The sequence below is a fragment of the Clostridium sartagoforme genome, from assembly GCF_039521405.1.
In the GTDB taxonomy this organism is placed as follows: domain Bacteria; phylum Bacillota; class Clostridia; order Clostridiales; family Clostridiaceae; genus Clostridium; species Clostridium sartagoforme.
On sequence record NZ_BAAACH010000011.1, the window covers coordinates 19791 to 45833 of the forward strand.

The 26043-nt window shown below is 28.4% G+C and carries 19 protein-coding genes; 18 read left to right on the top strand and 1 reads right to left on the bottom strand.

Features of this window, described 5'->3' with window-relative positions:
- The first annotated feature begins 78 nt into the window (after positions 1-78).
- From ABDZ60_RS03865 to ABDZ60_RS03915, 11 genes are all read left to right on the top strand, one after another.
- Entirely contained in the window at positions 79-1023 is a 945-nt protein-coding gene (locus tag ABDZ60_RS03865; RefSeq protein WP_343776180.1) for an ABC transporter substrate-binding protein, read from the top strand.
- A 162-nt stretch (positions 1024-1185) separates the two neighbouring features.
- Positions 1186-2193 (top strand): FecCD family ABC transporter permease, encoded by a 1008-nt coding sequence (locus ABDZ60_RS03870; protein ID WP_047000028.1) that lies wholly within the window; start codon positions 1186-1188, stop codon positions 2191-2193.
- Positions 2186-3208 carry a FecCD family ABC transporter permease gene (locus ABDZ60_RS03875; RefSeq protein WP_343776183.1) on the top strand — a complete coding sequence of 341 codons (1023 nt, stop codon included), beginning with the start codon at positions 2186-2188 and terminating at the stop codon, positions 3206-3208. The genes ABDZ60_RS03870 and ABDZ60_RS03875 overlap by 8 nt, the downstream gene beginning before the upstream one ends.
- An 11-nt stretch (positions 3209-3219) precedes the next feature.
- Positions 3220-4005, top strand: a complete 786-nt coding sequence (locus tag ABDZ60_RS03880; RefSeq protein WP_343776185.1) for an ABC transporter ATP-binding protein — start codon at positions 3220-3222, stop codon at positions 4003-4005.
- Between the two features lie 208 nt (positions 4006-4213).
- Positions 4214-4468 (top strand): DUF4176 domain-containing protein, encoded by a 255-nt coding sequence (locus ABDZ60_RS03885; RefSeq protein WP_016205817.1) that lies wholly within the window; start codon positions 4214-4216, stop codon positions 4466-4468.
- A gap of 411 nt (positions 4469-4879) precedes the next feature.
- Positions 4880-6253 carry a PTS mannitol transporter subunit IIBC gene (locus ABDZ60_RS03890; RefSeq protein WP_047000031.1) on the top strand — a complete coding sequence of 458 codons (1374 nt, stop codon included), beginning with the start codon at positions 4880-4882 and terminating at the stop codon, positions 6251-6253.
- Positions 6254-6752: 499 nt separating this feature from the next.
- A complete protein-coding gene (locus ABDZ60_RS03895) occupies positions 6753-8885 on the top strand; it encodes a BglG family transcription antiterminator (RefSeq protein ID WP_047000039.1) in 2133 nt (710 codons plus the stop codon).
- Positions 8878-10728 (top strand): PTS mannitol transporter subunit IICBA, encoded by a 1851-nt coding sequence (locus ABDZ60_RS03900; RefSeq protein ID WP_343776190.1) that lies wholly within the window; start codon positions 8878-8880, stop codon positions 10726-10728. The genes ABDZ60_RS03895 and ABDZ60_RS03900 overlap by 8 nt, the downstream gene beginning before the upstream one ends.
- 12 nt (positions 10729-10740) lie before the next feature.
- Positions 10741-11901 (top strand): mannitol-1-phosphate 5-dehydrogenase, encoded by a 1161-nt coding sequence (locus tag ABDZ60_RS03905; RefSeq protein ID WP_343776192.1) that lies wholly within the window; start codon positions 10741-10743, stop codon positions 11899-11901.
- Between the two features lie 325 nt (positions 11902-12226).
- Positions 12227-13240, top strand: coding sequence for a ketoacyl-ACP synthase III (locus tag ABDZ60_RS03910; protein ID WP_047000042.1), 1014 nt, complete (start codon positions 12227-12229; stop codon positions 13238-13240).
- 68 nt (positions 13241-13308) lie between these two features.
- Positions 13309-13701: a hypothetical protein gene (locus tag ABDZ60_RS03915; RefSeq protein WP_016205811.1), complete on the top strand. Its 393-nt coding sequence runs from the start codon at positions 13309-13311 to the stop codon at positions 13699-13701.
- Between the two features lie 133 nt (positions 13702-13834).
- On the opposite strand, the gene ABDZ60_RS03920 is transcribed toward ABDZ60_RS03915, so the two are convergent.
- Positions 13835-14323, bottom strand: coding sequence for a spore coat protein (locus ABDZ60_RS03920; RefSeq protein ID WP_016205810.1), 489 nt, complete (start codon positions 14321-14323; stop codon positions 13835-13837).
- Between the two features lie 236 nt (positions 14324-14559).
- On the opposite strand from ABDZ60_RS03920, the gene ABDZ60_RS03925 reads away from it, so the two are divergent.
- The 7 genes from ABDZ60_RS03925 (at position 14560) to ABDZ60_RS03955 (ending at position 26034) form a co-directional block, all read left to right on the top strand.
- Entirely contained in the window at positions 14560-14982 is a 423-nt protein-coding gene (locus tag ABDZ60_RS03925) for a MarR family winged helix-turn-helix transcriptional regulator (RefSeq protein ID WP_343776196.1), read from the top strand.
- A 104-nt stretch (positions 14983-15086) separates the two neighbouring features.
- Positions 15087-15686 carry a nitroreductase family protein gene (locus tag ABDZ60_RS03930; protein ID WP_343776198.1) on the top strand — a complete coding sequence of 200 codons (600 nt, stop codon included), beginning with the start codon at positions 15087-15089 and terminating at the stop codon, positions 15684-15686.
- A gap of 443 nt (positions 15687-16129) precedes the next feature.
- Complete coding sequence (locus ABDZ60_RS03935; RefSeq protein ID WP_016205807.1) at positions 16130-16837, top strand: pirin family protein; 708 nt, start codon at positions 16130-16132, stop codon at positions 16835-16837.
- A 301-nt stretch (positions 16838-17138) separates the two neighbouring features.
- The gene (nifJ, locus tag ABDZ60_RS03940; protein WP_343776201.1) at positions 17139-20666 is read left to right on the top strand and encodes a pyruvate:ferredoxin (flavodoxin) oxidoreductase; all 3528 of its coding nucleotides are present in this window, start codon (positions 17139-17141) and stop codon (positions 20664-20666) included.
- 359 nt (positions 20667-21025) lie between these two features.
- Positions 21026-22495 carry a glycosyltransferase family 39 protein gene (locus ABDZ60_RS03945; RefSeq protein ID WP_343776203.1) on the top strand — a complete coding sequence of 490 codons (1470 nt, stop codon included), beginning with the start codon at positions 21026-21028 and terminating at the stop codon, positions 22493-22495.
- 254 nt (positions 22496-22749) lie between these two features.
- Positions 22750-24231: a glycosyltransferase family 39 protein gene (locus tag ABDZ60_RS03950; protein ID WP_343776205.1), complete on the top strand. Its 1482-nt coding sequence runs from the start codon at positions 22750-22752 to the stop codon at positions 24229-24231.
- Positions 24232-26034: an LTA synthase family protein gene (locus tag ABDZ60_RS03955; RefSeq protein WP_343776207.1), complete on the top strand. Its 1803-nt coding sequence runs from the start codon at positions 24232-24234 to the stop codon at positions 26032-26034.
- The last annotated feature ends 9 nt before the right edge of the window (positions 26035-26043 follow it).

The following is a 26043-nucleotide window of genomic DNA, read 5'->3' on the forward strand; positions in this document are numbered from 1 at the left end:
TCTATTTCACCTTCCATAAGCATTTGATAAAATATTCATGAATTGAAAATGATTATCATTATGAACGGGGGGATAAACATGAAGAAATATTTATCATTATTGCTATCAACAGTTTTATTTGCAAGCTTAACAGCTTGCACAGCAAAAACAACACCGGAAACAGCTGAGACAAAAAATTCAGATACTTCCTTTACAGTAAATTATTTAGGACAAGAATATTCTTTTGACAAAAAGGTTGAAAAAGTAGTTCTTGCAAGTTTAGAAGGTATGGAAGATGCAGCAGCTTTAGGAATTAAAGCAGATGGAGTTTTAGAAGTTGCTGGAGAGGTTCCAAAATATTTAGCAGAGAACTTCAAAGATGTAACTTTAGTTGGAGATAAAAAAGCTCCTAACCCAGAAGTTATATTAGGATTAAATCCTGATGTTATTGTAGGAACTTCAAAGTTCTCAGAAGATGTAATGACTCAACTAAATAAGATAGCAGTAACATTACCATATTCACATATATCATCAAATTGGAAGGATAATCTTCTAGCTTTAGGAGAAATAATAAATAAGACGGATGAAGCTAAGAAATTGATTTCAGATTATGAAGAAAAAGCTTCAAAGGCTAAGGATGAAATTTCAAGCAAGTATAAAGATAAAAATATTTTAGTTATTAGAGTAAGAGGTGGATTAATGTATATATATCCAGCAGATGTATATTTAAATCCAGTTTTATATACAGATTTAGGAGTGAAGGTTCCTGATGTGATTACTCAATCAAAAGCACAAGCTGAAATAACAATTGAAACTTTAGCAGAAATAAATCCAGATGCAATATTTTTACAATTTGAAGATAGTGAAAATTTAGATGCTCCACAAGCACTAAATGAGCTTTTAGAAAATCCTATATTTAAAAACTTAGAAGCTTCTAAAAGTAGTAAAGTATTTGTAAATACTGTTGAACCTTTAGCTCAAGGAGGAACAGGTTGGTCAAAGGTTAGATTCTTAGATGCAGTTGTTGATAATTTATTGAAATAATATATAGTACTGTAGCAACATATTAAATTAAAAATATAGAATTATTAATATAATTTGAAACAAGTTACTAAAGATATTTCTATTTTAGAAACTCCGAAAGGAGTTTCTTCTTTAATTTTGAATTTTACATTGAGCTTCAGCGCGAACTTTAAGGGGATAGATATGAAGAATTTTAATAAAAAATATTTATTGATTTTTATAATATGTATAATAGGAATAATTAGTGTAACGATTTTATCAGTAACTATGGGAACGAAAGCCATACCAAAAGAAGTTGTTTACAATGCTATTTTTAAATTTGATCAAAGCAATGTAGATCATATAATAATTAGAAATAATAGATTGCCTAGAGCTATTGCTGTACTATTAGTTGGAGGTTTTTTAGCAGTAGCTGGTTCAATTATGCAAGGTATAACAAGAAATTATTTGGCCTCTCCATCTTTAATGGGAGTAAATGATGGTTCAGCATTTCTAATTACTATAGCAATGGTTTTTTATCCAGGACTTTCAAATGGAAGTTTAATTTTAGTTTCTATAATTGGTTCTATAATAGGAGCTGTATTAGTATTAGGTATAGGATCGTCTATAAAAAATGGCTTATCTCCTGTTAGGCTTGCAATTATAGGAACAATAGTAGGTAGCTTTTTAAGTAGTTTAGGTTCTGCTATTGCCATGTATTTTCAAATTTCTCAGACAATCTCAGCTTGGTATAATACAAAAGTTCATACTGTAAATAGTGATTTATTAAAGCTTACAGTACCAATAGGAGTTATTGGTATTTTAATAGCCATAATAATAGCCAAAGATATTACTATAACTTCTTTAGGAGAAGATATAGCTATTAGTTTAGGACAAAAAACAAATATAATTAAATATTTATCAATGACATCAGTTGTATTACTAACAGCTATTTCTGTTGCTTTAGTTGGGAAAATAGCTTTTGTAGGACTTGTAATACCCAATATTACAAGAATGTTAGTTGGACATGATTATAAATATATAATTCCTTATTCATTAATTGGAGGAGCTTTTTTCTTAGGATTATGTGATTTATTAAGTAGATACATAGCATTTCCTTTTGAAACACCTATAGGGACTGTAACATCTATTATAGGGGTACCTTTCTTTTTATATATGATAAAAGTTAAGGGAGGAGCAAAAAATGCATAATAAAAAACTTAAATATTCTTTTGTAATAATATTATTACTTATATTAATATTTTTAGCTTTTTACTTACATCTAACTAATGGAATGTTCGATATAAGTGTAATTGAAATATTTCAAACCCTATTTAATTTAAATGATAATGAAAAATTTAGATTAGTGATATTTGAATTTAGGCTTCCAAGAATAATTATATCTATATTAATTGGAATAGGATTATCAGTATCAGGGCTTTTTCTTCAAGGAATTACAAAAAATGAATTAGCTGATCCGGGAATCCTAGGAATAAATTCTGGTGCAGGAGCAGCAATAATGATGTATATGTATTTCATAAATTTTAAAGCATCAGCATCTGATGGAAGTAATTTTTTGAGCATTTTCTCAATGCCTATATTTGGATTTATAGGAGGTTTTTTAGCAGCTTTAATAATATTAATATTTTCAAAGAATAATAAAAAGATGGACATGCAAAGACTTATTTTAACTGGTATAGCAGTAAATAGTGGATTTTCAGCTATTTCAATGCTTTTTTCTATGAAGATGAATGCTTCAGATTTTGAATTTGCAGCAGTTTGGCAAGCTGGTTCAATATATAATGCAAATTGGACATTTATTTATATGATGCTTCCTTGGATAATAATTTTAAGTGTATATCTTTATAAAAAGGTTCATTTATTAGATTATTTTCAGTTAGAGGAAAGTAGCATAGTTAGTCTTGGTATAGATTTAGATAAAGAAAAGAGAAAATTACTATTTTCTTGTGTTGGTTTAATTAGCGCTTGTGTATGTGTTGCTGGAAATATAGGATTTATAGGATTAATGGCACCTCATATAGCTAGGCAATTAGTGGGTATAAAGCATAGAAAACTTATGCCAATAACTATCTTAGTTGGAGTTCTTCTTTTAATATTATCAGATTTTATTGCTAAAACTATTTTTGCACCATCAGAATTAGCAGTTGGGATAGTTATATCTATAATTGGAATTCCTTATTTTATATATTTATTATACAGATCGTAAAGAGGTAAGATATGAAAAAAGCTATTGATATAAAAAAATTAAAAGTAGGATATGATAAAAAAATTATAATTGAAGATTTAGACCTTACTCTTGAAAAAGGGAAGATAACTAGTATTATTGGAGCTAATGGTTGTGGAAAATCAACTTTATTAAAGAGTATAGGAAGAATCCTTAAAAAGGAAAAGGGAAATATATTTCTTTTAGATAAAGATATGAATGATATGAAGAGTAAAGAAATCGCAGAGAAATTGGCTATGTTATCTCAAAATCCAACTGCACCTTCTCAATTAAAAGTTGAAGAATTAGTGTCTTATGGAAGGTATCCTCATAGAAGTAATATAAATAAGTTAACTAATAAAGATAAAGAAAAAATTGAATGGGCACTAAAAGTAACAAATACAATTGAATTTAGAGATAGAGAATTATCAGACTTGTCAGGTGGACAAAGACAAAGAGTTTGGCTTGCAATGGCATTAGCTCAAGATACGGATATATTGCTATTGGATGAACCAACGACTTTTTTAGATATGTCTCATCAACTTGAAGTACTTAATATTGTAAAAAAATTAAATTATAAAGAAGGATGTACTGTAGTAATGGTATTACATGATATAAATCATGCTGCAAAGTATTCTGATTTTATTGTAGCAATGAAAAAAGGGAAAATACTTTATAATGATGAACCAAATTCAATAATGAATAAAAAGGTCTTAAAAGATATTTACAATATAGATGCTGACCTTATAAAAAGCGAAAATTATAATGTACCATTATGCTTAAATTATGAATTATTATAGTTTGATTTAAATAAAGTACAAACACAAAGCCGTACACTAATTATAGATGTAGGGCTTTTTTATAATTGAATATTATTAAAAAAATTATTTATATTTAATGTTAAGATAGGTAATATTTATATTATTATCAGAATGTAGTACAATATATAGTATAGATGTTTAGAAAGAAGTAAATAAATTAGGGGATAGTATAACTGGAGGACATAAAATGGATTTATTGCCACTAGGATCAATAGTTGTATTGAGAGATGGATATAAAAAGTTAATAATAATAGGGAGAAAGATTTTAGTAGGAAGAGGAGAAGAATTAAGCGACTATCTAGGTTGTCTTTATCCAGAGGGATACTTAGGCGAGGAATATTGCTATGTATTTAATAATAGTGATATAGATCAAATAATATTTAGAGGATTTGAAGATTTAGAAGAAAAGGCTTTTATAAAAGCTATAAACGATATAGAATAAGAAAAAATAATACAAGCACTCAAAAAGGCATCATATTAGCAGATTAAAATCTGGTAATATGATGCCTTTTTGGTTTATAGTTACCTTTTTAATTGAGAATTGATAGTTTTGTATGGAAAATTATAGGAATAATTCAGCGTTGTTGAATTAAAAAAATACTACGAAACTCTCAACTCTCATCCCTTAATTATCAACTGTTAACTGGCTAATAACTGTGAAATTTGCCTTGTGAATTGCGAATGGTTTTAGACTATGAATAAATTATAGTGTAAATTTGTCACCAACATTAGATGACAAAAGGAAGGTTTCTTCAAATTGAATTGTTGTGAATAAGAAAATATAATTAAGTCATAAAGTAAAAGTTTACATGAAGAAAAGACAGCAATTATAAATTAAATGGAGGGTGGAATTATGTCAAACACTAAATTAAAAACAAATGATACAATGCAAAGATTTGGTAAATTTTTAAGTGGTATGGTAATGCCTAATATCGGAGCTTTTATAGCTTGGGGACTAATAACTGCACTTTTTATACCAACAGGCTGGTTACCAAACGAATCACTAAGTTCACTAGTTGATCCTATGATTAAGTACTTATTACCACTATTAATTGGTTACACAGGTGGTAAGATGGTAGGAGGTTTAAGAGGAGGAGTAATAGGGGCAGTTGCTACTATGGGTGTAATAGTAGGAGCGGACATGCCAATGTTTATTGGAGCAATGATTATGGGACCATTAGCTGGTTTCGTAATTAAGAAGTTCGACAAAGCTATAGATGGAAAAGTTCCAGCAGGCTTTGAAATGTTAGTAAACAATTTCTCTATCGGTATTTTAGGAATGGTACTTGCTATACTTGCATTCCTTGCAATAGGTCCAGTAGTAGTTGCAATAACAGGAATATTAAAAGTAGGTGTAGAATTTATAGTTGGAAAAGGATTATTACCTTTAATTTCAATCTTTATAGAACCAGCAAAAATATTATTCTTAAATAATGCTGTTAACCATGGTATTTTAGGACCAATAGGAATAGAACAAGTTCAAGAAACTGGAAAATCAATAATGTTCTTATTAGAAGCAAACCCAGGTCCTGGATTTGGTATAATATTAGCTTATTGGATGTTTAGTAAAGGATCTGTTAAACAATCAGCTCCAGGAGCTGCAATAATACATTTCCTTGGAGGAATTCACGAAATTTACTTCCCATATGTATTAATGAATCCAGCTTTAATATTAGCAGTAATTGCAGGGGGAGCTTCAGGAGTATTTACATTCTCAATATTAGGAGCAGGACTTGTTGCAACACCATCACCAGGAAGTATATTTGCATTAATGACAATGGCACCTAAGGGAGGATTATTCCCAGTTTTAGCAGGGGTATTAGTAGCTACAGTAGTATCATTCTTAGTAGCATCACCATTTGTTAAAAAGGCTTCAAAAAATAGTAAAGATGAAGATTTAGAAGTTGCAAAAGCACAAATAAAAGATATGAAAGTTACAGTAAAAAGCAATGTAAGCAAAATTATATTTGCTTGTGATGCAGGAATGGGATCAAGTGCAATGGGAGCTTCAAAGTTTAAGAATAAAATAAAAGATTTAAACTTAGGAATAGAAGTAAAACATGCATCTGTTGACGATATAGATAAAGATGCGGACATTGTAGTTACTCATGTAACTTTAATAGAAAGAGCAAGAAAATCTTGCCCAAGTGCAGAAATCATCGGTATTCAAAACTTCTTAACAGATAATAATATTCAAGAATTATATAACAGACTAGCAAGTAAATAAATTAAAATAATTTACTAATAATTAAAACCTCAAATATTAGATAATTTTATTATACAGTTCCAAAGGATTGAGTATGGTATTAAACCAGTCTCAATCCTTTTTTATATATGAGTAAACTATAAAAAATATGTATAGCTAAATTTAAAAAGATAAATTATAATAACACAATTGTTTTTAAACTATATTTGGGTAAATTAAAAATATATAAATTTTTCATTTAATATTTTATTCAAATAATATAATAGATATTTGTATTCTACTTAATTAATTATATAAGTTATATTTAGTAAATATATCCAAAAAAGGAAGCTATTCTTCTGATATAATTAATATGTAAATTTATTAATAAGTATTAAGAGATAGTGACATCTTTAAATATGTCACTAATGGTTTAAGACATTTGTAATGGATGATTGAATTGAGTAAATGGATTCATGGGATTAAAATAAAGATAGAAGGAGCTTAGCATATAAAAATGTCATTAATGGAGAGGTTTAATATGAAAAGTAAAAAGTTGAACTCTAGACAAAAGGAAATAATACAAATTCTAACTAAGTCTACAGTTACAAGCCCTATAACAATAGCAGCTATAGCGGAAAAACTTTCATTAAGTTCTAGAACAGTATTAAGAGAAATGCCTAAAATTGAAGCTTGGCTAGAAGAAAATGAGTTTAAGTTTATAAAAAAGCCAGGTGTTGGATTGGTTATTGATGAAGATTTAGAAAATCAAAAGTTAATATTAGAGTTACTAGAAATAGAAAAAATTCATAAGGAATACTCTAGGGAAGAAAGAAAGAAAATAATAGCAAATGAATTGCTTATAGCTAAAGAACCTATTAAGTTATTCTATTTCACATCTCATCTGAAGGTTTCGGAAGGAACTTTAAGTAATGATTTAGATAGTATAGAAAAATGGCTTCAAGACTTTAATATAAAACTAATCAGAAAGCCTGGCTTAGGAATTTATGTTGAAGGAAGAGAAAATGACTATAGAAAAGCTCTTATAAATATTTTATATGATACCTTAGAAGAAAAAGAATTAATTAATCTTTTAAAGGGCTCCTTAAAAACTAGTAGAAATGAAAACGTTATAGAATTTTCTATAGAAAATAGACTTTTAAGCTTTATTGATAAGTCAATAATAAAGTCAATTGAAGAAATTGTTCAAGGATTAGAGAAGGATATAGATATACATCTTGTAGATAGCGCTTATATAGGACTTGTAGTTCATTTATCATTAGCTATTCAAAGAATAAAAAACAATGAAAATATAAAAATGGATAAGGCTGTTTTAGATGAATTATCAAAATCGCCAGAATTTAGAATTGGAGAAAAAATAGTTAGAGATATAGAAAAAAGATTTGAAGTCAGCATTCCAAAAGATGAGATAGGTTATATAACAATGCACCTTAAAGGAGCGAAACTTAGATTAAACTCTGTATCAGATTTAGAAAAAGATTTAAACAATCTAGATGTTAAACAAATAGCAAACCACATAATAACAGTAGTAGAAAATGAACTAAATGTTTATCTTAAAAATGATGAAAAGCTTATAAAGGATCTTACGAATCATTTAGTACCTGCTATAAGTAGATTAAAGATGAAACTAAATATAAGAAATCCACTATTAAATAATATTAAAGATAAATATTCTGTAGAATATGAAATTACTAAGAAAGCATGTGAAATATTAAAAATTCAAACTAAAGTAGATGAAATCCCAGAATCAGAAATTGCATATATAACAATGCATATAGCAGCAGCTTTATATAAAAAAGGTTTTGAGGATAAGGTTAAAGTTGTTATATCTTGTCCAACGGGGATTGGAACATCAAGTCTACTAGAAGCTATCTTAGAAAAAGAATTTAATAATATAGAGCTTATGGGAACTATTTCAGCATTAAATATAAATGAAGAAAAGCTAAAGGAAGATGGAATAGACATCATAGTTTCTACGATACCTCTAAATATAGATTTTAAAAATGTTTGTGTTAATCCAATTTTATCATTACAAGATAAAGCTATACTACAAGATAACTTTAGAAGGATATCTAAGCAAAAAAAGTATAAAAGTATAATAAAAAAAGCAAAAGTAAATAAAGGTAAAATTGGAATTAGAGAAATTACAGACTTAGGAAGTGAGATTATATCTATCATAGATAATGTGAAGATAAAGGTAATAGATAATGTCAAATCTTTAGAAGATATTATTGATGTAGGAAGTGAGCTATTTACAGATAATGAAGATGATATAAAGGAAGTTAAGAATAAACTTTTACAAAGGGAAGATATCAGCAGTACTTATTTACATGAATTAGAAATAATTCTTTTACACTGCAAATGTAATTGTTTTAGTAATAGCAGATTTGGATATATAAGAATTAAAGATGAATTTATAGATAAAGAAAAGATTATAAAGGGAGCAGTAGTCTCTATAATACCTGAAGAAAGTAAAGAAATTACGCCAGAGTTAATGAGTAAGTTAAATAGTGCATTAATAGAAGAAGATAAATTTATAGAAATATTAAGACAAGAAAAAGAAGAAAAGGTAGTAGAAGAAGTAGAAAGAATATTGAAAGATTTCTATTTAAAAAAGGTACAAAAAAGCTTGGAGGCAATTAAAAATGATTAAAGACAATATACAAAAGTTTGGTAAGTTTTTAAGTGCCATGGTGATGCCAAATATAGGAGCATTCATTTCTTGGGGACTAGTAACTGCATTTTTTATACCAACAGGGTGGATGCCAAATGAATCTTTAGGTGAATTAGTAGATCCGATTTTAAAATATTTATTACCACTTATGGTTGGTATGACTGGTGGATATGTAGTCGCAGGTAAACGAGGAGGAGTTATGGCAGCTATAGCTACAATGGGAGTTATAGTTGGTGTAGAAATTCCAATGTTTATTGGAGCTATGGTAATTGGGCCTATAGCAGGATTTACAATAAAAAAATTTGATGAACTTATTAAAGATAAAGTCCCAGCAGGTTTTGAAATGCTAGTAAATAACTTTTCAATTGGAATTCTAGGAGTATTTTTTGTAATAATAGGATTCAAAACAATTGGTCCAATAATATTAGTTATAACTACCTTCTTAAAAAATGGAGCAGAAGTAATAATACAAAATGGTTTAATATCGCTTGTTTCAATATTTATAGAGCCAGCAAAAGTACTATTTTTAAATAACGCTATAAATCATGGAGTTTTAGGACCAATAGGAATAGAGCAAGTTCAGGAAACTGGAAAATCTATAATGTTCTTGCTAGAATCTAATCCAGGCCCAGGACTAGGAGTGATTTTAGCATATTTACTATATGGTAAAGGCGTAGCAAAGCAGTCAGCATCAGGAGCAGCCATAATACATTTTCTTGGAGGAATCCATGAAATATATTTTCCATATATACTAATGAACCCAGCATTAATTATATCAGTAATTGCAGGTGGAGCAGCAGGAGCCTTTACATTCTCTGTTTTAGGGGCAGGGCTTGTTGCAACACCATCACCAGGAAGTATATTTGCATTGGTTGCAATGTCACCAAAAGGAGGAATAATTCAAGTGTTATCAGGAGTAATAGTAGCAATAATTGTTTCATTTATAATAGCAGTTCCATTAGTAAAGAGAGCAGCTAAAAATGAAGAGAAAAATGATAAACAAATGGAAGAAAAAGAAGGAATACTAACTATGGAAACAACTAAAGAAAAAGAAGTGAAAAAAGAGACAATAAAGAAAATAGTATTTGCTTGCGATGCCGGAATGGGGTCAAGTGCAATGGGTGCAACTAAATTAAGAAATAGGATCAAGTCTTTAGATTTAGATATAGAGGTAGCTAATTCATCAGTAGATACAATACCAAAAGATGCCGATATAGTAGTAAGTCATGTAAATTTAGTAGAAAGAGCAAAAAGAAATTCTCCAAATGCGGAGCATATTTTTATAGAAAGTTTCTTAAAAGATGACAAAATAGAGGAGTTATTTGAAAGATTAGAAGAAAAGTCAAAAAATAATTTAGCATGTGAAGTGAAATCGGAGGATATTATGATTGAAGAAAAATTATCAGTATTATCAGAGAAAAATATACTTTTAGGTTTAAAAAGTGAAACTAAAGAAGAAGCTATTGAAAGAGCTGGAAAACTTCTAGTTAGCAGAGGATATGTAAAAGAAGAATATATTGATGCTATGCAAGAAAGAGAAAGAGTTGTTTCAACGTATATAGGAATGGGAGTAGCAATACCTCATGGAATAGGAGAAGCAAAAAGACAAATAGAGGCATCAGGAATAGTAGTTCTTCAATATCCAGAAGGAGTTAATTTTGGTGAGGAATTAGCATACTTAGTTATTGGAATAGCAGGGGTTGGAGATGAGCACTTAGAGATATTATCAAATATAGCAATATCATTAGAAGACCTAGAACTTGTTGATAGATTAAGCAAAACTGAGAATAAAAAGGATATACTAGACGTATTTCAAAAATAAGGGGGAAAAACAATGAAGGAAGCAATACAATTCGGAGCAGGTAATATAGGGAGAGGTTTCATAGGAGGATTACTATCTAAATCTGGATATCATGTTATTTTTGCAGATGTAAATAAAGACATAATTAATAAAATTAATGAAGATAAAGAATATGTTATTAATGTTATGGATGTTGAATGTACTAAAGAAAAAGTAACAAATATAAGTGGAGTTTTTTCTACAGATGATTTAATTCTAGATAAGATAAATAATGCTGAAATAATTACAACAGCTGTAGGACCATTAGTATTACCTAAGATAGCAGGAACAATAGCAAAAGGTATTAAAAGAAGAAAAGAATCAGGAGTGGAAAAAAACTTAAATATAATAGCGTGTGAAAATGCAGTTAATGCTAGCACACAACTTAAAAATGAAGTTGTTAAGTATTTAAATGAAGAAGAAGTAGAATATTTAGAAAAATATATAGGTTTCCCAAATTGTTCTGTAGATAGAATAGTTCCACCAGTAAAAAGTGAAAATATCCTAGATGTAGTGGTTGAAAGCTTCCATGAATGGAATGTAGAAGAAGATGCATTTAAAGGTGAAATTCCTAAAATAGAAGGAATGAATTTAGTAGGTAATTTAACAGCATATATAGAGAGAAAATTATTTACACTAAATACTGGACATGCTATAACTGCATACTTTGGATATCTTAAAGGTTATAGAACTATAGATGAAAGTATAAGTGATGAAAAGATATATAACTTTGTAAGAAATGCAATGATAGAAAGTGGAAAAGCTTTAATTGCTAAATATAATTTTGATGAAGAAAAGCATATGAAATATATAGATAAGATAATTACAAGATTTAGAAATCCTTATTTGAAGGATGATGTTGCTAGGGTTGGAAGAGAACCATTAAGAAAACTTAATGAAAATGATAGACTTATAAAGCCTCTAATTACAGCAAGATCATATAATATAAACACTGAAAATTTACTTCTAGGTGTAGGCGCGGCAATGAATTACAAAAATGATGAGGATGAGCAGAGTGTTAAATTACAAAGTTTAATAAAGAGCAAAGGTGTAAAGGGATCTTTATCAGAAGTTGCAAAACTACCGGAAGATAGTGAAATACTAAGCAAAATCGAATACTACTACAACGAGGTAAGATCATTAATTGGAAATTGAAAAGCAAAGAAAAAATAAGCCATTTAGTAATACCCTAAATAATAAATAAATAAAAAAACTATTACATCGAGTTTTACTCATTGTAATAGTTTTTTTATAACTTGGAAGTTGTAAAAGTCTTTTGAAAATGTAAGACTTATTAGATATATATTAAGTAACAGATGATTATAATATAAAATATAATTACAATTAAAAATAAATCTAAAAAAGTTGAAATTTTACACATTATGTTATAATATTTATTTATATGGAATTTAAAGTAATACATGAAAAATATAGAAAATTACTTTGAAGTAATTTTAAAGCAACATAAGGGGAGGTATCTATGAGAGAACAAAATATTAATATTATCAGTACAGGAATATATCATCCTTCAAATAGGGTTCATAACGATTACTTTATTAATCATTTTAATGAGATGGGAATTGAAGTAGAAGGGTTACTAAATCATTTAGAAAGAGAGTATAGATATATTTCTAATGATCCTAATGAAACTGTAATAACTATGGGTTACAAGGCAAGTATAAGCGCATTAGAAGAAGCAAACTTAAATATTAAAGATATAGATTTACTTATTTTTGCGACAGATACTCCAGAGTACACATCACCTTCCAATGCAATTAAGGTATTGGAGATGCTTGGTGGATCAGATATAAGAATAAAAATGGCATATGATACAAATTCTAATTGCTTAGGTATGATAACTGCATTAGATCAGGCAAGCAGAATATTAATGACTAATAAGAGATTTAAACGAGCATTAGTTGTTGGAGGAATTTTATTTAGTTCAGTAGGAAGTCCAAATGACTCAGTTTCATATGCTAATTTTGGAGATGCAGCAGCGGCTGTAGTTTTAGAGAAGATAGAAGAGGATGAAAAGAGGGGATTTATTGATTCTATACATTTAGCACAAACGGCAGAATGTAATAATATACTTATGCCTAGGGCAGGATATTCCAAGGTTATAAAAGGGCAAATAAAAAATGAAGATGATAAAAAATGGTCTTGGGAACCTTTTGATGGGAATTTCATTTCGGATGTATGGGTAGATTTAATTAAACAGATAGCTGAAGACAACGAAATAAAAGCAAAAGATATAAATCATCTAATTTTTTCACAATTCACTATTCCAGATGCTAGACTTACTTTAGAAAAGTTAAATATAGATAAAAATAGGACAACTTATATTGGAAATGAATTTGGATATACAGGAACAACAAGTCCGATAATAGCACTTGATAGAGCATTAAAGTCAGGTAAAATTAAGAAAAACGATTATGTTACTTTATCATCCATGGGTTCTGGATCTGTAGTCACCGTTTTGTTATTTAGGTTTTAATATAGTATTAACAACATAGATAGTTAATATTATTTGAAATATATAATAAAATATTAGGAGGAGTTATTATGGTAAAATACCAAGGAAAAAATTCAAATTATCAATTAAATGCAGACAAGCTAAAAAAGATTTTTCATGCGCAAGCATCTGGATTCTTTAGTGCAGAGGACGGAGCAGCTTTTTTAAAGGATTATGATGAGTTAACTAAAACATTTCCTGCAAAAGAATATGCATTAATTATTGATGCAGCAGAATTAAAGCCATCAAGTCCAGAAGTAGCACAAGCGTTAGGTGTATTACTAAAAAGATATATGGATGTACCTTTTAAAAAGAGACTTTTTATTACAAAAGGAAATGTTGTTACTATATCTCAATTTAAGAGATTAGGCAAAGAAATACCTGGATGGACTGAATCGGTTCAATATGTAGATAATATTAATGAAGCATTAAAAAATGTATAATATTAGAAAATAATAAGACTAAAAGAAAAATATCATAATGATTACATAAATTAATATATAAAAGTACATAAATCTCTAATATATAATTTAGAGATTTATGTACTTTTATTTTTATATAGTTTTAAAAATATAATTATTGAGGATTATATAGTCCCTTACTTTCCATATACTGAAATATGGTTTCCCCATGTTTTTGTTCTTCTTTTTGTATATGGTTTAACACATCACGAACTCTAGTATCTCTAAATTCAAAAATTGTAGTATCATAAGTTCCTGATACATATTTTTCTGTCATTAGTAGGTCTTTACACATATCAGCATCAGATACATTTGCTGTATTTACCTGTGTAGTATTCATAGTAGGAGCCGAATTTTGATTAGCCATATTTTGACTTGAATTTTGATTTTGCTGCTGACCCATTTGAGGGATTGTGCCGCTTAATAACTGATTAATGCTATCAAGATGGGTTCTTTCATCTTGAGCTTGTAAATTAAATATTTGTTTTAATTGAGGATCTTGAGCTTGATTAGCATAGTTTGTATATTTTTCTATGCAAATTTGCTCATGACTTTTTTGATCTTCAAGTAATAATCTTTCCTTTTGTGTTAATGTTATATCCATATTATCACACCTCCGAGTCTATTTTGTGTAAAATACTTTATTTTATACTATTAAAATATTTCAAATAATAATTAAGAATAATTTTATAAATATAAATAGATAATAAAGAATTATATTGAAAAGCTATAGAAATGCACAGGGGGAAGAGGGAAGATAATTAATTTTTTAAAATATCTTGACTTCAAGATATTTTAAAGATATAATTATCTTGAAATCAAGATAATGTAGGTGAATATATGAGTGATATAAATTTAAAACTAGTTATTGCTATGGCTAGAACTTATAATGACATGTTTTCTGAAATAGAAAAAAATGTAGAGGGATTTGGATTAAATATTAGTGAGTTTGGTGTCTTAGAGATGTTATATCATAAAGGTGACCAATCTGTTCAAAAGGTAGCTGAGAAAATTCTAGTTACTAGTGGGACAATAACATATGTAATAAATAAATTAGAAAAGAAGGAATTAGTTATTAGAAGAAAATGCGAAAAGGACAAAAGAGTATTTCACGTTTCATTAACAGAGAAAGGTAGGATATTTATTTCAGATATATTTCCAAAACACAAAGATTTCTTAGATAATTTATTTATTCAGTTAGATGAAGATACAAAAAGAGAATTAGTAGATAACTTAATACATTTAAGAAAGGCATTAAAGTAATAGAATTTATTTTGCTTGATAAATTTCATCAAATTAATACTTATATAATTAATACTAAATGAATATTAATTAAAAAATGAAAATAAGATAGGAGAATGATATAAATGAATAAAAATTTTTATGATGCAATAAAGGAAAGAAGAAGTATATATTCAATAAGTAAGGAGTCACCAATATCAGATGAAAAGATTAAGGAAATAGTAGAGTATTCAGTAAAACATGTACCATCATCCTTTAATTCACAAAGCTCAAGAGCAGTTGTATTATTAGGAGAAAGTCATGATAAGCTATGGGATATCACAATGGAAGCATTAAGAAAAATAGTTCCAGAGGAAAATTTTGCTTCAACAGAACAAAAAGTAAACTCATTTAAAGCTGGATATGGAACAGTATTGTACTTTGAAGATTTTAATGTTATAGAAGCATTACAAAATCAATTTGCACTTTATAAAGATAACTTCCCAGTTTGGGCAGAGCAAACTTCAGGTATGTTACAATTTGCAATTTGGACTGCTTTATCAATGGAAGGACTTGGAGCAACCCTGCAACATTATACTGAATTAATAGAAGAGGAAGTAAAGAGAGAATTTAACCTTCCAAGTAGCTGGAAAATGGTTGCTCAAATGCCATTTGGTAAAGGAACTGCTCCAGCAGGGGAAAAGGAATTTACATCAATAGAAGAAAGAGTGAAAGTTATAAAATAATTTATAAAAGTGTAAAGCACTTTTATAGTTCATAGTTCACAATTCACAGTTTCTTGGAGAAAGTAACAGGTGTCAGGGAACAGGGAACAGGTTATTATATAAATTGCTCCGCAAAACCTAAACCATATAATGTACGCGGCATTGAATACTTAGTGAAGTTGAGTGTAACGATAACTGAACTTAGTATGAAAGCCCATCTACTGAAGCTTGTCTGAAGTAGATGTTCATTTGACGAATACTTAGTGAAGTTGAGTGTAGCGATAACTGAACTTAGTATGAAAGCCCATCTACTGAAGCTTGTCTGAAGTAGATGTTTCTTAATTTTAATTATAGTTTACACTTAGTACTTGTTCCCTGATACCTGTTCCCTGTTACCTATAAAATCAAAACAACTGTGAACTGTGTTATGTGAACTCTAAACTGATATAAGGGAGGTTTTAATTATGTTAAGAAAATTGGACCATAGAAATATGGGAAAAAGTAATTTAGGCTGGCTTAATAGTATATTCCATTTTTCATTTGCAGAATATTTTAATATAGATAATATGAATTTCGGGGTATTAAGAGTTATAAATGATGATTTAATATCAGCAGGAACAGGCTTTGATTTTCATCCCCATAAGGATATGGAAATTGTATCTTATGTTATTAATGGTGCATTAACTCATGCAGATACAATGGGGCATAAAAACACTATATATAGAGGTGAAGTTCAATATATGAGTGCTGGAACAGGAGTATATCATAGTGAACATAACCTTGGTGATGAAACTGCAAGATTACTTCAGATATGGGTAGTTCCAGATAGAAAGGATTATAAACCAGCATATGGTGATTATAGATTTCAGTGGGAAGATAGAAAAAATAAGTGGCTTAATATAGTTTCAAGTAAAGAAGGCTATGCTCCTATTAAAATTAATCAAGATGCTAACTTCTATGTAGTTGAGTTAGATGAAGGAAAAGAGATAGATTTTCAAGTTGCTTCTAATAGACAGGCTTATCTAGTTCAAATAGAAGGAAATTCAATTATTAATGATGTAGAATTAGATGAAAGAGATGCACTAGAAATAATAGAAGAAAATATAAAGATTAAATCAAATAAAAAATCACATATACTTGTAATTGAAATGAAAAAGCAATTAAAGTGGTAAATTTTAAAGTAGGAGAACTTCTCCTACTTTTTGTTTTTACAATCATCATAAAAAGGATTTTTAAAATTATAATATATTTTTAGTAAGCTAATAATACTAATCAATGATTATAAAAAAATAACTATAATTTTGTATTTGCAAGAAAATTTTAGCGTATAAAATTTAAGATATATTACATACGTAATAAAAATAATAACGCATAATAGAACATGGCGATGCAAATACTTAAGTTATTATAAAGATTAAAAAATTTTTATATAAAATAGTTAATATAATAATTATAAGGAGGATTAGTAAATATATGAGAAAAACAAAGACAATGGATGGAAATACTGCTGCAGCACATATTTCGTATGCTTTTACAGAAGTAAGTGCAATCTTTCCAATTACTCCATCTTCACCTATGGCTGAGCATATGGATGAATGGGTAGCACAAGGAAGAAAAAATATTTTTGGGAAACCAGTTAACATCGTAGAAATGCAATCAGAGGCTGGAGCAGCTGGAGCAGTTCATGGGTCACTTCAAGCTGGAGCATTAACTACTACCTTTACCGCATCTCAAGGTTTACTATTAATGATTCCAAATATGTATAAGATGGTTGGTGAAAGACTTCCGGCAGTTATACATGTTGCAGCTAGAGCAATAGCAACATCTTCATTAAGTATATTTGGAGATCACCAAGATGTTATGGCGGCAAGACAAACAGGTTTTGCGATATTGTCAGAGGGATCAGTACAAGAAGTTATGGATTTAGCACCAGTTGCACACTTAACTGCAATTAAGGCTAGAATGCCATTTCTTAATTTTTTTGATGGCTTTAGAATATCTCATGAAATTCAAAAAATAGAAGTTTTAGAATATGATGAATTGGCTAAATTAATTGACTATGAAGCAATTAATGATTTTAGAAAAAATTCATTAAATCCTGATCATCCAGTTGTAAGAGGAACATCACAAAATCCAGATACATATTTTCAATTAAGTGAATCTTTAAACAAATATTATGATGATATTCCAGAAATCGTTGAAGAGTATATGTCAAAAATTACAGAACTTACAGGAAGAGAATACCACTGCTTTGATTATTATGGAGATCCAGAAGCAGATAGAATACTTATAGCTATGGGATCTGTGATGGAGGTCGCAGAAGAAACTATAGATTATTTAAGAAAAAAGGGAGAAAAGGTTGGACTTGTAAAAGTAAGACTTTACAGACCTTTTTCAATAGAAAAGTTACTAAAGGTTATTCCAAGTACAGTTAAAAAAATTGCTGTATTAGATAGAACTAAAGAACCTGGTTCTATTGGAGAGCCTTTATATTTAGATATTGTTAGAGCAGTTAATGAAATGGAGAACCCACCTAAAGTATATGGAGGAAGATTTGGACTTGGTTCAAAGGACCCATATCCATCACATATAGTAGCAATTTTCGAAAACTTGAGTCAAGATAAGCCGAAAAATAGATTTACTATTGGCATAGAAGATGATGTTACTAATTTATCAATTTCACCAAAAGAAGAAATTGATGTTGCAGAGGAAGGAACGACTGCATGTAAATTCTGGGGATTAGGTTCGGATGGAACAGTAAGTGCAAATAAGAGTGCAATTAAGATAATTGGTGATCATACAAATATGTATGCACAAGGATATTTTGCTTATGATTCTAAAAAATCAGGAGGAATAACTGTATCTCATTTAAGGTTTGGTAAAACTCCAATAAAATCACATTATGAGATAGATCAAGCAGATTTTGTGGCATGTCATAATCAATCTTATGTATATAATTATAATTTATTAAAAGGACTTAGAAAAAATGGTACTTTTGTTTTAAACACTATTTGGACTGAGGAAGAACTAAATGATAGGCTTCCTGCAAGTATTAAGAGATATATAGTAGAAAATAATATAGAATTTTATATTATTAATGCAATAAAAATAGCACAACAAATAGGACTTGGTGGAAGAATAAATATGATAATGCAATCAGCTTTCTTTAAGTTAGCAAATATAATTCCGCTTGAAGATGCTGTTAAATATTTAAAGGAAGCAGTTGTTACATCTTATGGTAAAAAGGGAGAAAAAGTAGTAAACATGAACTACGAAGCCATAGATAAGGGAATTGAATCTTTAGTTAAGATAAACCCACCAGAAGAGTGGAAAAATGCTGAAGATGATAAGTTAGAAGAAAAAATGAATGTTCCTAAGTTTGTTGAAGAAATATGCATTCCAATAAATAAATTAGAAGGAAATCATTTACCTGTATCTAAATTTATAGAGCATGGAGCAGCAGATGGTACATTTATGGCTGGTACTACTGCTTTTGAGAAGAGAGGAATTGCTGTTAATGTTCCAGAATGGATTCCAGAAAATTGTATTCAATGTAACCAATGTTCATTTGTATGTCCACATGCCGTAATAAGACCATTTTTAGCAACATCTCAAGAAATAAAAAATGCACCAAGTAGCTATAAGAGCTTAAAAGCTAATGGAATAAAAGGAGATAAGGAATACTTCTATACAATAGGAATTACTCCTTTAGATTGTACTGGATGTGGAAATTGTGCACAAATTTGTCCTGCACCAGGAAAAGCATTAGTTATGAAACCTATGGATACGCAAAGTGAGCAAATAGAAGCTTGGAATTATGCTGTAGAAAAAGTTACCCATAAGAAAAACCCAATGAATAAAACTACCGTTAAGGGAAGTCAGTTTGAGCAACCATTACTTGAATTCTCAGGAGCATGTGCTGGTTGTGGAGAAACAGCTTATGCTAAACTTGTTACTCAATTGTTTGGAGATAGAATGATGATTGCAAATGCTACAGGTTGTTCATCAATCTGGGCAGCATCAGGAGCAGCAACAGCTTATAGACCAAACTATGATGGTCATGGTCCAGCCTGGGCGAACTCATTATTTGAGGATAATGCGGAATACGGTTTAGGTATGTACTTGGGTGTTAAGACAATTAGAGAAAGAGTTGCAGATAATATTAAGATAGCTTTAGAAGGCAATATGTCTGAAGATTCAAAGGCTGTATTGAAAGATTGGTTAGATCATAAAGATAGTGGAGAAGGAACAAGACAAAGAGCAGAAAACCTAACAAGAGTTTTAGAAGAAGAGAATTTTGAAATTGCAAAAGAGATTTTAAAGGATAAAGAATTCTTTGTACATAGATCTCAATGGATATTTGGAGGAGATGGTTGGGCTTACGATATTGGATATGGTGGATTAGATCATATTTTAGCATCAGGTGAAAATGTTAATGTTTTAGTATTTGATACAGAAATATATTCTAACACAGGTGGTCAATCATCCAAAGCAACTCCAGAAGCAGCAGTAGCAAAATTTGCTGCAACAGGAAAGAGAACAAAGAAAAAAGACTTAGGATTAATGGCAATGACTTATGGTTATGTATATGTAGCTCAAGTTTGTATGGGTGCTAATTTAAATCAAACTCTTAAGGCAATATCAGAAGCAGAAGCTTATAATGGCCCTTCGTTAATAATAGCTTATTCAACTTGTATAAGCCATGGAATAAAGATGGGTATGTCTAATACACCATATGAAGAAAAGAGAGCAGTAGAATCTGGATATTGGCATTTATATAGATATAATCCAGACTTAAAAATTGCAGAAAAGAATAAATTCACATTAGATTCAAAAGAGCCAAATAGTAATCTTAAAGAGTTTTTAATGGGAGAGGTAAGATATTCTTCATTAGCAAAAGCTTTCCCTGAAATAGCAGAAGAGTTATTTGCTAAAACAGAGGAGGATGCTAAAGAAAGATATCAAAGATATAAGAGTTTATCTGAAAATTCAGTATTGTAAAATCAAAATATAAATAAATTATAAGAAAACTATAAAATCTAGAATAAATTAAATAAGGTATTTAAAGAGCTATTTGTTTAAAGATAACTTAAACAAGTAGCTCTTTTTAGTTATATAAGGATTATTATGAATACATATTTTATGGAAGATAACTAATCATTGTAATAAATGTTAATGAACTATTAATTATATATTCTATATTTCTTAATAAATCCTTAATAAATATGAACTAACATAAAATTAAAGGGTTATTAATTGCGGGAGATAATAACTCTTGTAAGTAAAATTATAATTTGTACTTATGCTATTAGAAAAGTAAAATGTTTATCAGTATCTTATAGACTAGAAAGGGGTAAGATTTGGAGAAATTCAAGGAAAAATTCACGACATTTTTCTTAACAACATTGAAAGTACTAATGATAGTAGTTATGGTCGCCAGTAGTGGATATATTAAAAATTTTAATAAAAACTCCATAATAGTAGGAGCTATTTTATTAAGTATTATAGTAATAGAGGTTTATATTATAAAAAGAAATATATGTTATAAAAAACAAATAGCATTAATATTGATTTGTGGATTTATATTAAGAGGTTTATGGTTATTAAATGTAAAGAGCATTCCAATATCTGATTTTAGCGTTATTTACGAATGTGGACAAGAATTCTTAAATGGTAATACAGGTATGTTTTGGGGACATTCATATATAGCAAGGTTTCCTCATTTAACAATTATGGTACTTTATATGGCTCTTATGATAAAGATATTTCCAACAAATAATATAGTAATGATGAAATTAGTTAATTTAGCTTTAGGTGTTTTAACAATTTACATTATATATCTTTTAGTCAAAGAATTATTTGATTCAAAGAAAAGGGGGATTTATGCAGCAAGTTTAGCATCAATATTCCCACCGTTTATAACATATACAGGAGTATTTTGCACAGAAAATGTAGCAATACCATTATATTTACTTAGTATATATTTTTTTATACTTGTAATTAAAAATAAAAAGAGCAAATATTATCTTATTTCATCTGGAATTTTATTATCTATTGGTAACTTATTTAGAATGGTAGCTGCAATAGTTGTAATAGCTTATGCAATATATATATTAATTTATTTAAAAGATAAAATAATTAATAAATTAAGAAATATAGCACTTTATATAGTTCCATATGTTGTATTTTTAGTTGTAGTTAGCTACACATTACAAAGCTTAAAAATAACAGAGTTTCCATTATGGAAAGGTAGCGAACCTAAGATAACAAGTATATTAAAAGGAAGCAACTTAGAAAGTAATGGTAGATGGAATGAAAAAGATGCAGCTATTGTTGAAAAATATAATTATGATTATCAAAAAATTCAAGATGCTAGTTTAGAAATTATAAAGGAGAGATTAACTAAAACTCCACAATTAGAATTAGTGAAGTTTTATATTAGAAAGATTGCCCTGCAATGGAATGAAGGAGACTTTGGAGGCGTTTATTGGACAAAACTAGGGGTTCCAGAGGAGGATATAAAGGTAGATATCTCATTAGAAGTTTTACAAATTGTTTATTTAAGTGTTATGATACTTATATTTATAGGGCTTTTTAATAGAAAGAATAATAAAGATAGCCAAGAAATAAATTTACTTTACATAATATTGTGTGGATATGGTGTGATGTATTTAGTAACTGAGTCACAAGGAAGATATGCTTATATTATTTCATGGATATTTATAATCTTGGCGATAGAAGGAATAAACTTTATTTTAAATAAATTTAAAATATCTAATATAGAGTATCATAATAAATATAAAAAGAATTTTGATTTATATAAGATATAGTTAAGAATTATATAAGATATGCTTAAGAAATATATATTAAGATAATATTAACATATTATTAAGAATTTTATTAAGTTTATTAAGTAATATTTAAAAGGAAGTATAGGTATAAAATTAGAATATTTACATTTAAATACATATTTATAATCCTTATGTAAAATATGTATGATATAATTTGTTTGGTGCTATTTAGCAAATAAAATGTTTATAAATATATAATAGAATATTAAAATAACTTCTTGGAGGTGCATGATTTGGAAAACTTTAAAGAAAGGTTTACTATAACTTTTTTAGCAGTATTAAAAGTATTAGTTATAATAATTATAGTTTGCAGTATCGGAGCTACTTTTCTTTCACATATTTTTGTTGATAATGAAAACTTTATTAAAAACTTCATAATAGTATTTTTAATTGTAGCATGTGTAATGGCAGCAGAATTTTATATTTTAAAGAAGGACTTACAATATAAAAAGAAATTATTTTTAATATTATGTTGTGGACTTGCTTTGAGGGCTTTGTGGTTACTGAACGTAGATAGCGTTCCAACATCAGATTTTAGAGTTATTTACGAAAGTGCACAAGAAGTTTTAAATGGAAGTACAAGCATGTTTTGGGGAACTTCTTATATAGCTAGGTTTCCACACTTAACAATAATGGTATTTTATATGGCGTTAATGATTAAGATATTTCCGACTAATAATCTTTTAATGATGAAAGTTATTAATTTAGGTTTAAGCATTTTAACAATTTACCTTATATATTTAATAGTAAAGGAAATATTCAATTCAAATAAAAAAGGAATTTATGCAGCTGCATTATCTACAGTATTTCCACCCCTTGTAACATATACAGGAGTTTTTTGTACGGAAAATATAGCAATACCATTATATTTGTTTAGTGTATATATATTTATACTTGTTCTTAGAGAGAAAAAAAATAAATACTATCTTATTTTATCAGGATTAAGCTTGTCTTTAGGAAATTTATTTAGAATGGTAGCTGTAATAATGGTAATTGCATATGCAATGTATATAATAATTTATCCTAAAGATAAAATAGTTAATAAAATAAGAAATATAGCGTTATATACTATTCCATATTTTATGCTTTTATTTTTAGTAAGCTCTACACTTCAAAATTTAAAAATAACAGAGTTTCCATTATGGAGAGGCAGTGAGCCTAAAATAACTAATATATTAAAGGGAACTAATATAGAAAACCATGGAAGATGGAATAAAGAAGATTCATCTATTGTAGAAAAGTATAACTATGATTATGAAGAAATAAAAGAAGCAAGTGAAGAAATTATAAAAGAAAGATTAACTACAACGCCACCCCTAAAGCTTATAGGATTTTATATTAAAAAGTTTGCATTACAGTGGAGTGTAGGAGATTTTGAAGGGACTCTTTGGACAAAGTCAGATGTTCCAGATGAAGATATAATAGTAGACGTTTCACAAGAAATTCCACAAATTATTTATACATTTATAATGATACTTATATTTTTAGGAATCTTAAATAGGAAAAATAATAAAGAAACCCAAGAGATGAATTTATTCTATATAATATTATATGGATATAGTTTTATGTATTTATTAACTGAAGAGCAGGGAAGATATTCTTATATTGTTTCATGGGTATTTGTAATTTTGGCAATGGAAGGAGTAAACTTTTTATTAAATAAAAAGAATACAAAAAAATTTAATAAAAATAATAAATTGGAGAATGTAGTTTAAATGAAGAAAATAGACAAAAGAATGTTTTGGGCAACTATAATGCTGTTTATCTTATATATAAAAAGCTTAATTTTAACTTTTATGAGCTCTTCAAATAGCGGATTTGGTTTATATGGAGTATCTGTTGATGTAAGGCTAATGCTACCACACTTAGCTATATTAGGAATAATTATATTTCCAAGTTTAATGTTTAAAGGTAAATCACAAGTAAGATATTTAATTATTATAGATATAATATATTCAATTTTAATTATTTCTGATATATGGGCATACAGAGGGACAGGCTATGTATTAGAGCTTAAGTACTTATTTTTTAAGGATAACTTTAATCCTCTAAATGGAAGTCTAATAAATCCATCATTAATAGATATATTTTATATAATAGATATTCCAGTATTAATATACAAATATAAAAAATATCAATATATCTCAAAGTTTAAAAGAAATATTAAAGTTGCTTTAATAGGAGTTATAGCATCAATAACAATAGTGGCTTCATATCATTATTTATTTGATATAAAGGGAGTTTTAGATGGACGAATAAAGTTTATTCAGAATGAGTGGCAGGCTTCATGGAGTCCAGCTCAAAGATTTTCCAATAGATCACCTATAGGAAATCATTTATACGAAGCTTATAAGACTTTAAAGAAAGTAAATAGTACTGTTAAGGATAATGAAATAGAAGAAATTAATAAATGGTTATTATGGAATAAGGAAGTAACTGAAGATAATGAATATAAATCAATAGCAAAGGGAAAAAATGTTGTATTTCTACAAATTGAATCATTAGAAAATTTTGTTATAAATAATAAAATTTATGACCAAGAGATAACACCAAATTTAAATAATTTAATAAAGAAAAGTTTATATTTTAGTAATATTCACGAGCAAAATAATGCAGGAAATAGTATTGATATGGATATGATGGCAGCTTCAGGAGTATTACCCTTAGGAGATGTTATAACATATTTAGAATATCCAGAAGTAAAGTATAAATCATTACCAAGGCTTTTAGAAGAGCAAGGGTATAATACAATTTTAAGTCATGCAGAAAGAGCTGGAGATTGGAATTGGGCAGAAGCTGGTAAGTCGGCGGCAGGGTATAATGAAATTTGGGACATAAGACAATATACAATAGATGAATATGCTGGATTTGGTCTATCAGATAGAAGTTTATATACTCAATTTAGTGAAAAACTTTCAAAATTAGAATCACCATTTTTTGCAGTTATTCCTACTTTAACAAGTCATGGACCCTTTGACATAGCTAAAAAGTATAGGGAATTAGATTTACCTAAAGAGTTAGATGAAAATAAATTAGGTGGCTATTTTCAAAGTGTCAACTATGCAGATAAACAAATTGGATTATTTTTTAATTTATTGGAAAAATATAATTTATTAGATAATACAATAGTTGTAATATACGGGGATCATGGAGGAGTGCATAAATATTATATGGAAGATGTAGAAGCTTCAAATATTCCAGGAGAATGGTGGAAAGAAAAAGACAGTAAAGTTCCTCTTATAGTATATGGCAAGGATATAAAAGAAAAGACTATAGATGTTAATGGGGGGCAAATAGATATAGTTCCAACAGTATCTTATTTATTAGGCATAGATACAAAAGATTATTGTATGGGAAGAAATTTACTTACAACCAAAAGAGATGCTACGGTCATAAAAGATGGAATAATAATAGGAAATCCATCTAAAGAAGAAGAAATAATGCTGAAGGAAGCTTATGACATTGCAGATAAGATAATAAAAAACAACTATTATGTGAATACAAATAAGGTAGATTAATGTTAGGAT

Bases quoted from the DNA above. Each gene is read 5' to 3' on its own strand.
- ABDZ60_RS03920 (WP_016205810.1), bottom strand. From the start codon at position 14,323: ATGGATATAACATTAACACAAAAGGAAAGATTATTACTTGAAGATCAA.
- ABDZ60_RS03900 (WP_343776190.1), top strand. From the start codon at position 8,878: ATGATTAAAGACAATATACAAAAGTTTGGTAAGTTTTTAAGTGCCATG.
- nifJ (WP_343776201.1), top strand. From the start codon at position 17,139: ATGAGAAAAACAAAGACAATGGATGGAAATACTGCTGCAGCACATATT.
- ABDZ60_RS03880 (WP_343776185.1), top strand. From the start codon at position 3,220: ATGAAAAAAGCTATTGATATAAAAAAATTAAAAGTAGGATATGATAAA.
- ABDZ60_RS03895 (WP_047000039.1), top strand. From the start codon at position 6,753: ATGAAAAGTAAAAAGTTGAACTCTAGACAAAAGGAAATAATACAAATT.
- ABDZ60_RS03885 (WP_016205817.1), top strand. From the start codon at position 4,214: ATGGATTTATTGCCACTAGGATCAATAGTTGTATTGAGAGATGGATAT.
- ABDZ60_RS03955 (WP_343776207.1), top strand. From the start codon at position 24,232: ATGAAGAAAATAGACAAAAGAATGTTTTGGGCAACTATAATGCTGTTT.
- ABDZ60_RS03930 (WP_343776198.1), top strand. From the start codon at position 15,087: ATGAATAAAAATTTTTATGATGCAATAAAGGAAAGAAGAAGTATATAT.
- ABDZ60_RS03865 (WP_343776180.1), top strand. From the start codon at position 79: ATGAAGAAATATTTATCATTATTGCTATCAACAGTTTTATTTGCAAGC.
- ABDZ60_RS03910 (WP_047000042.1), top strand. From the start codon at position 12,227: ATGAGAGAACAAAATATTAATATTATCAGTACAGGAATATATCATCCT.
- ABDZ60_RS03875 (WP_343776183.1), top strand. From the start codon at position 2,186: ATGCATAATAAAAAACTTAAATATTCTTTTGTAATAATATTATTACTT.
- ABDZ60_RS03870 (WP_047000028.1), top strand. From the start codon at position 1,186: ATGAAGAATTTTAATAAAAAATATTTATTGATTTTTATAATATGTATA.
- ABDZ60_RS03905 (WP_343776192.1), top strand. From the start codon at position 10,741: ATGAAGGAAGCAATACAATTCGGAGCAGGTAATATAGGGAGAGGTTTC.
- ABDZ60_RS03890 (WP_047000031.1), top strand. From the start codon at position 4,880: ATGTCAAACACTAAATTAAAAACAAATGATACAATGCAAAGATTTGGT.
- ABDZ60_RS03915 (WP_016205811.1), top strand. From the start codon at position 13,309: ATGGTAAAATACCAAGGAAAAAATTCAAATTATCAATTAAATGCAGAC.
- ABDZ60_RS03935 (WP_016205807.1), top strand. From the start codon at position 16,130: ATGTTAAGAAAATTGGACCATAGAAATATGGGAAAAAGTAATTTAGGC.
- ABDZ60_RS03925 (WP_343776196.1), top strand. From the start codon at position 14,560: ATGAGTGATATAAATTTAAAACTAGTTATTGCTATGGCTAGAACTTAT.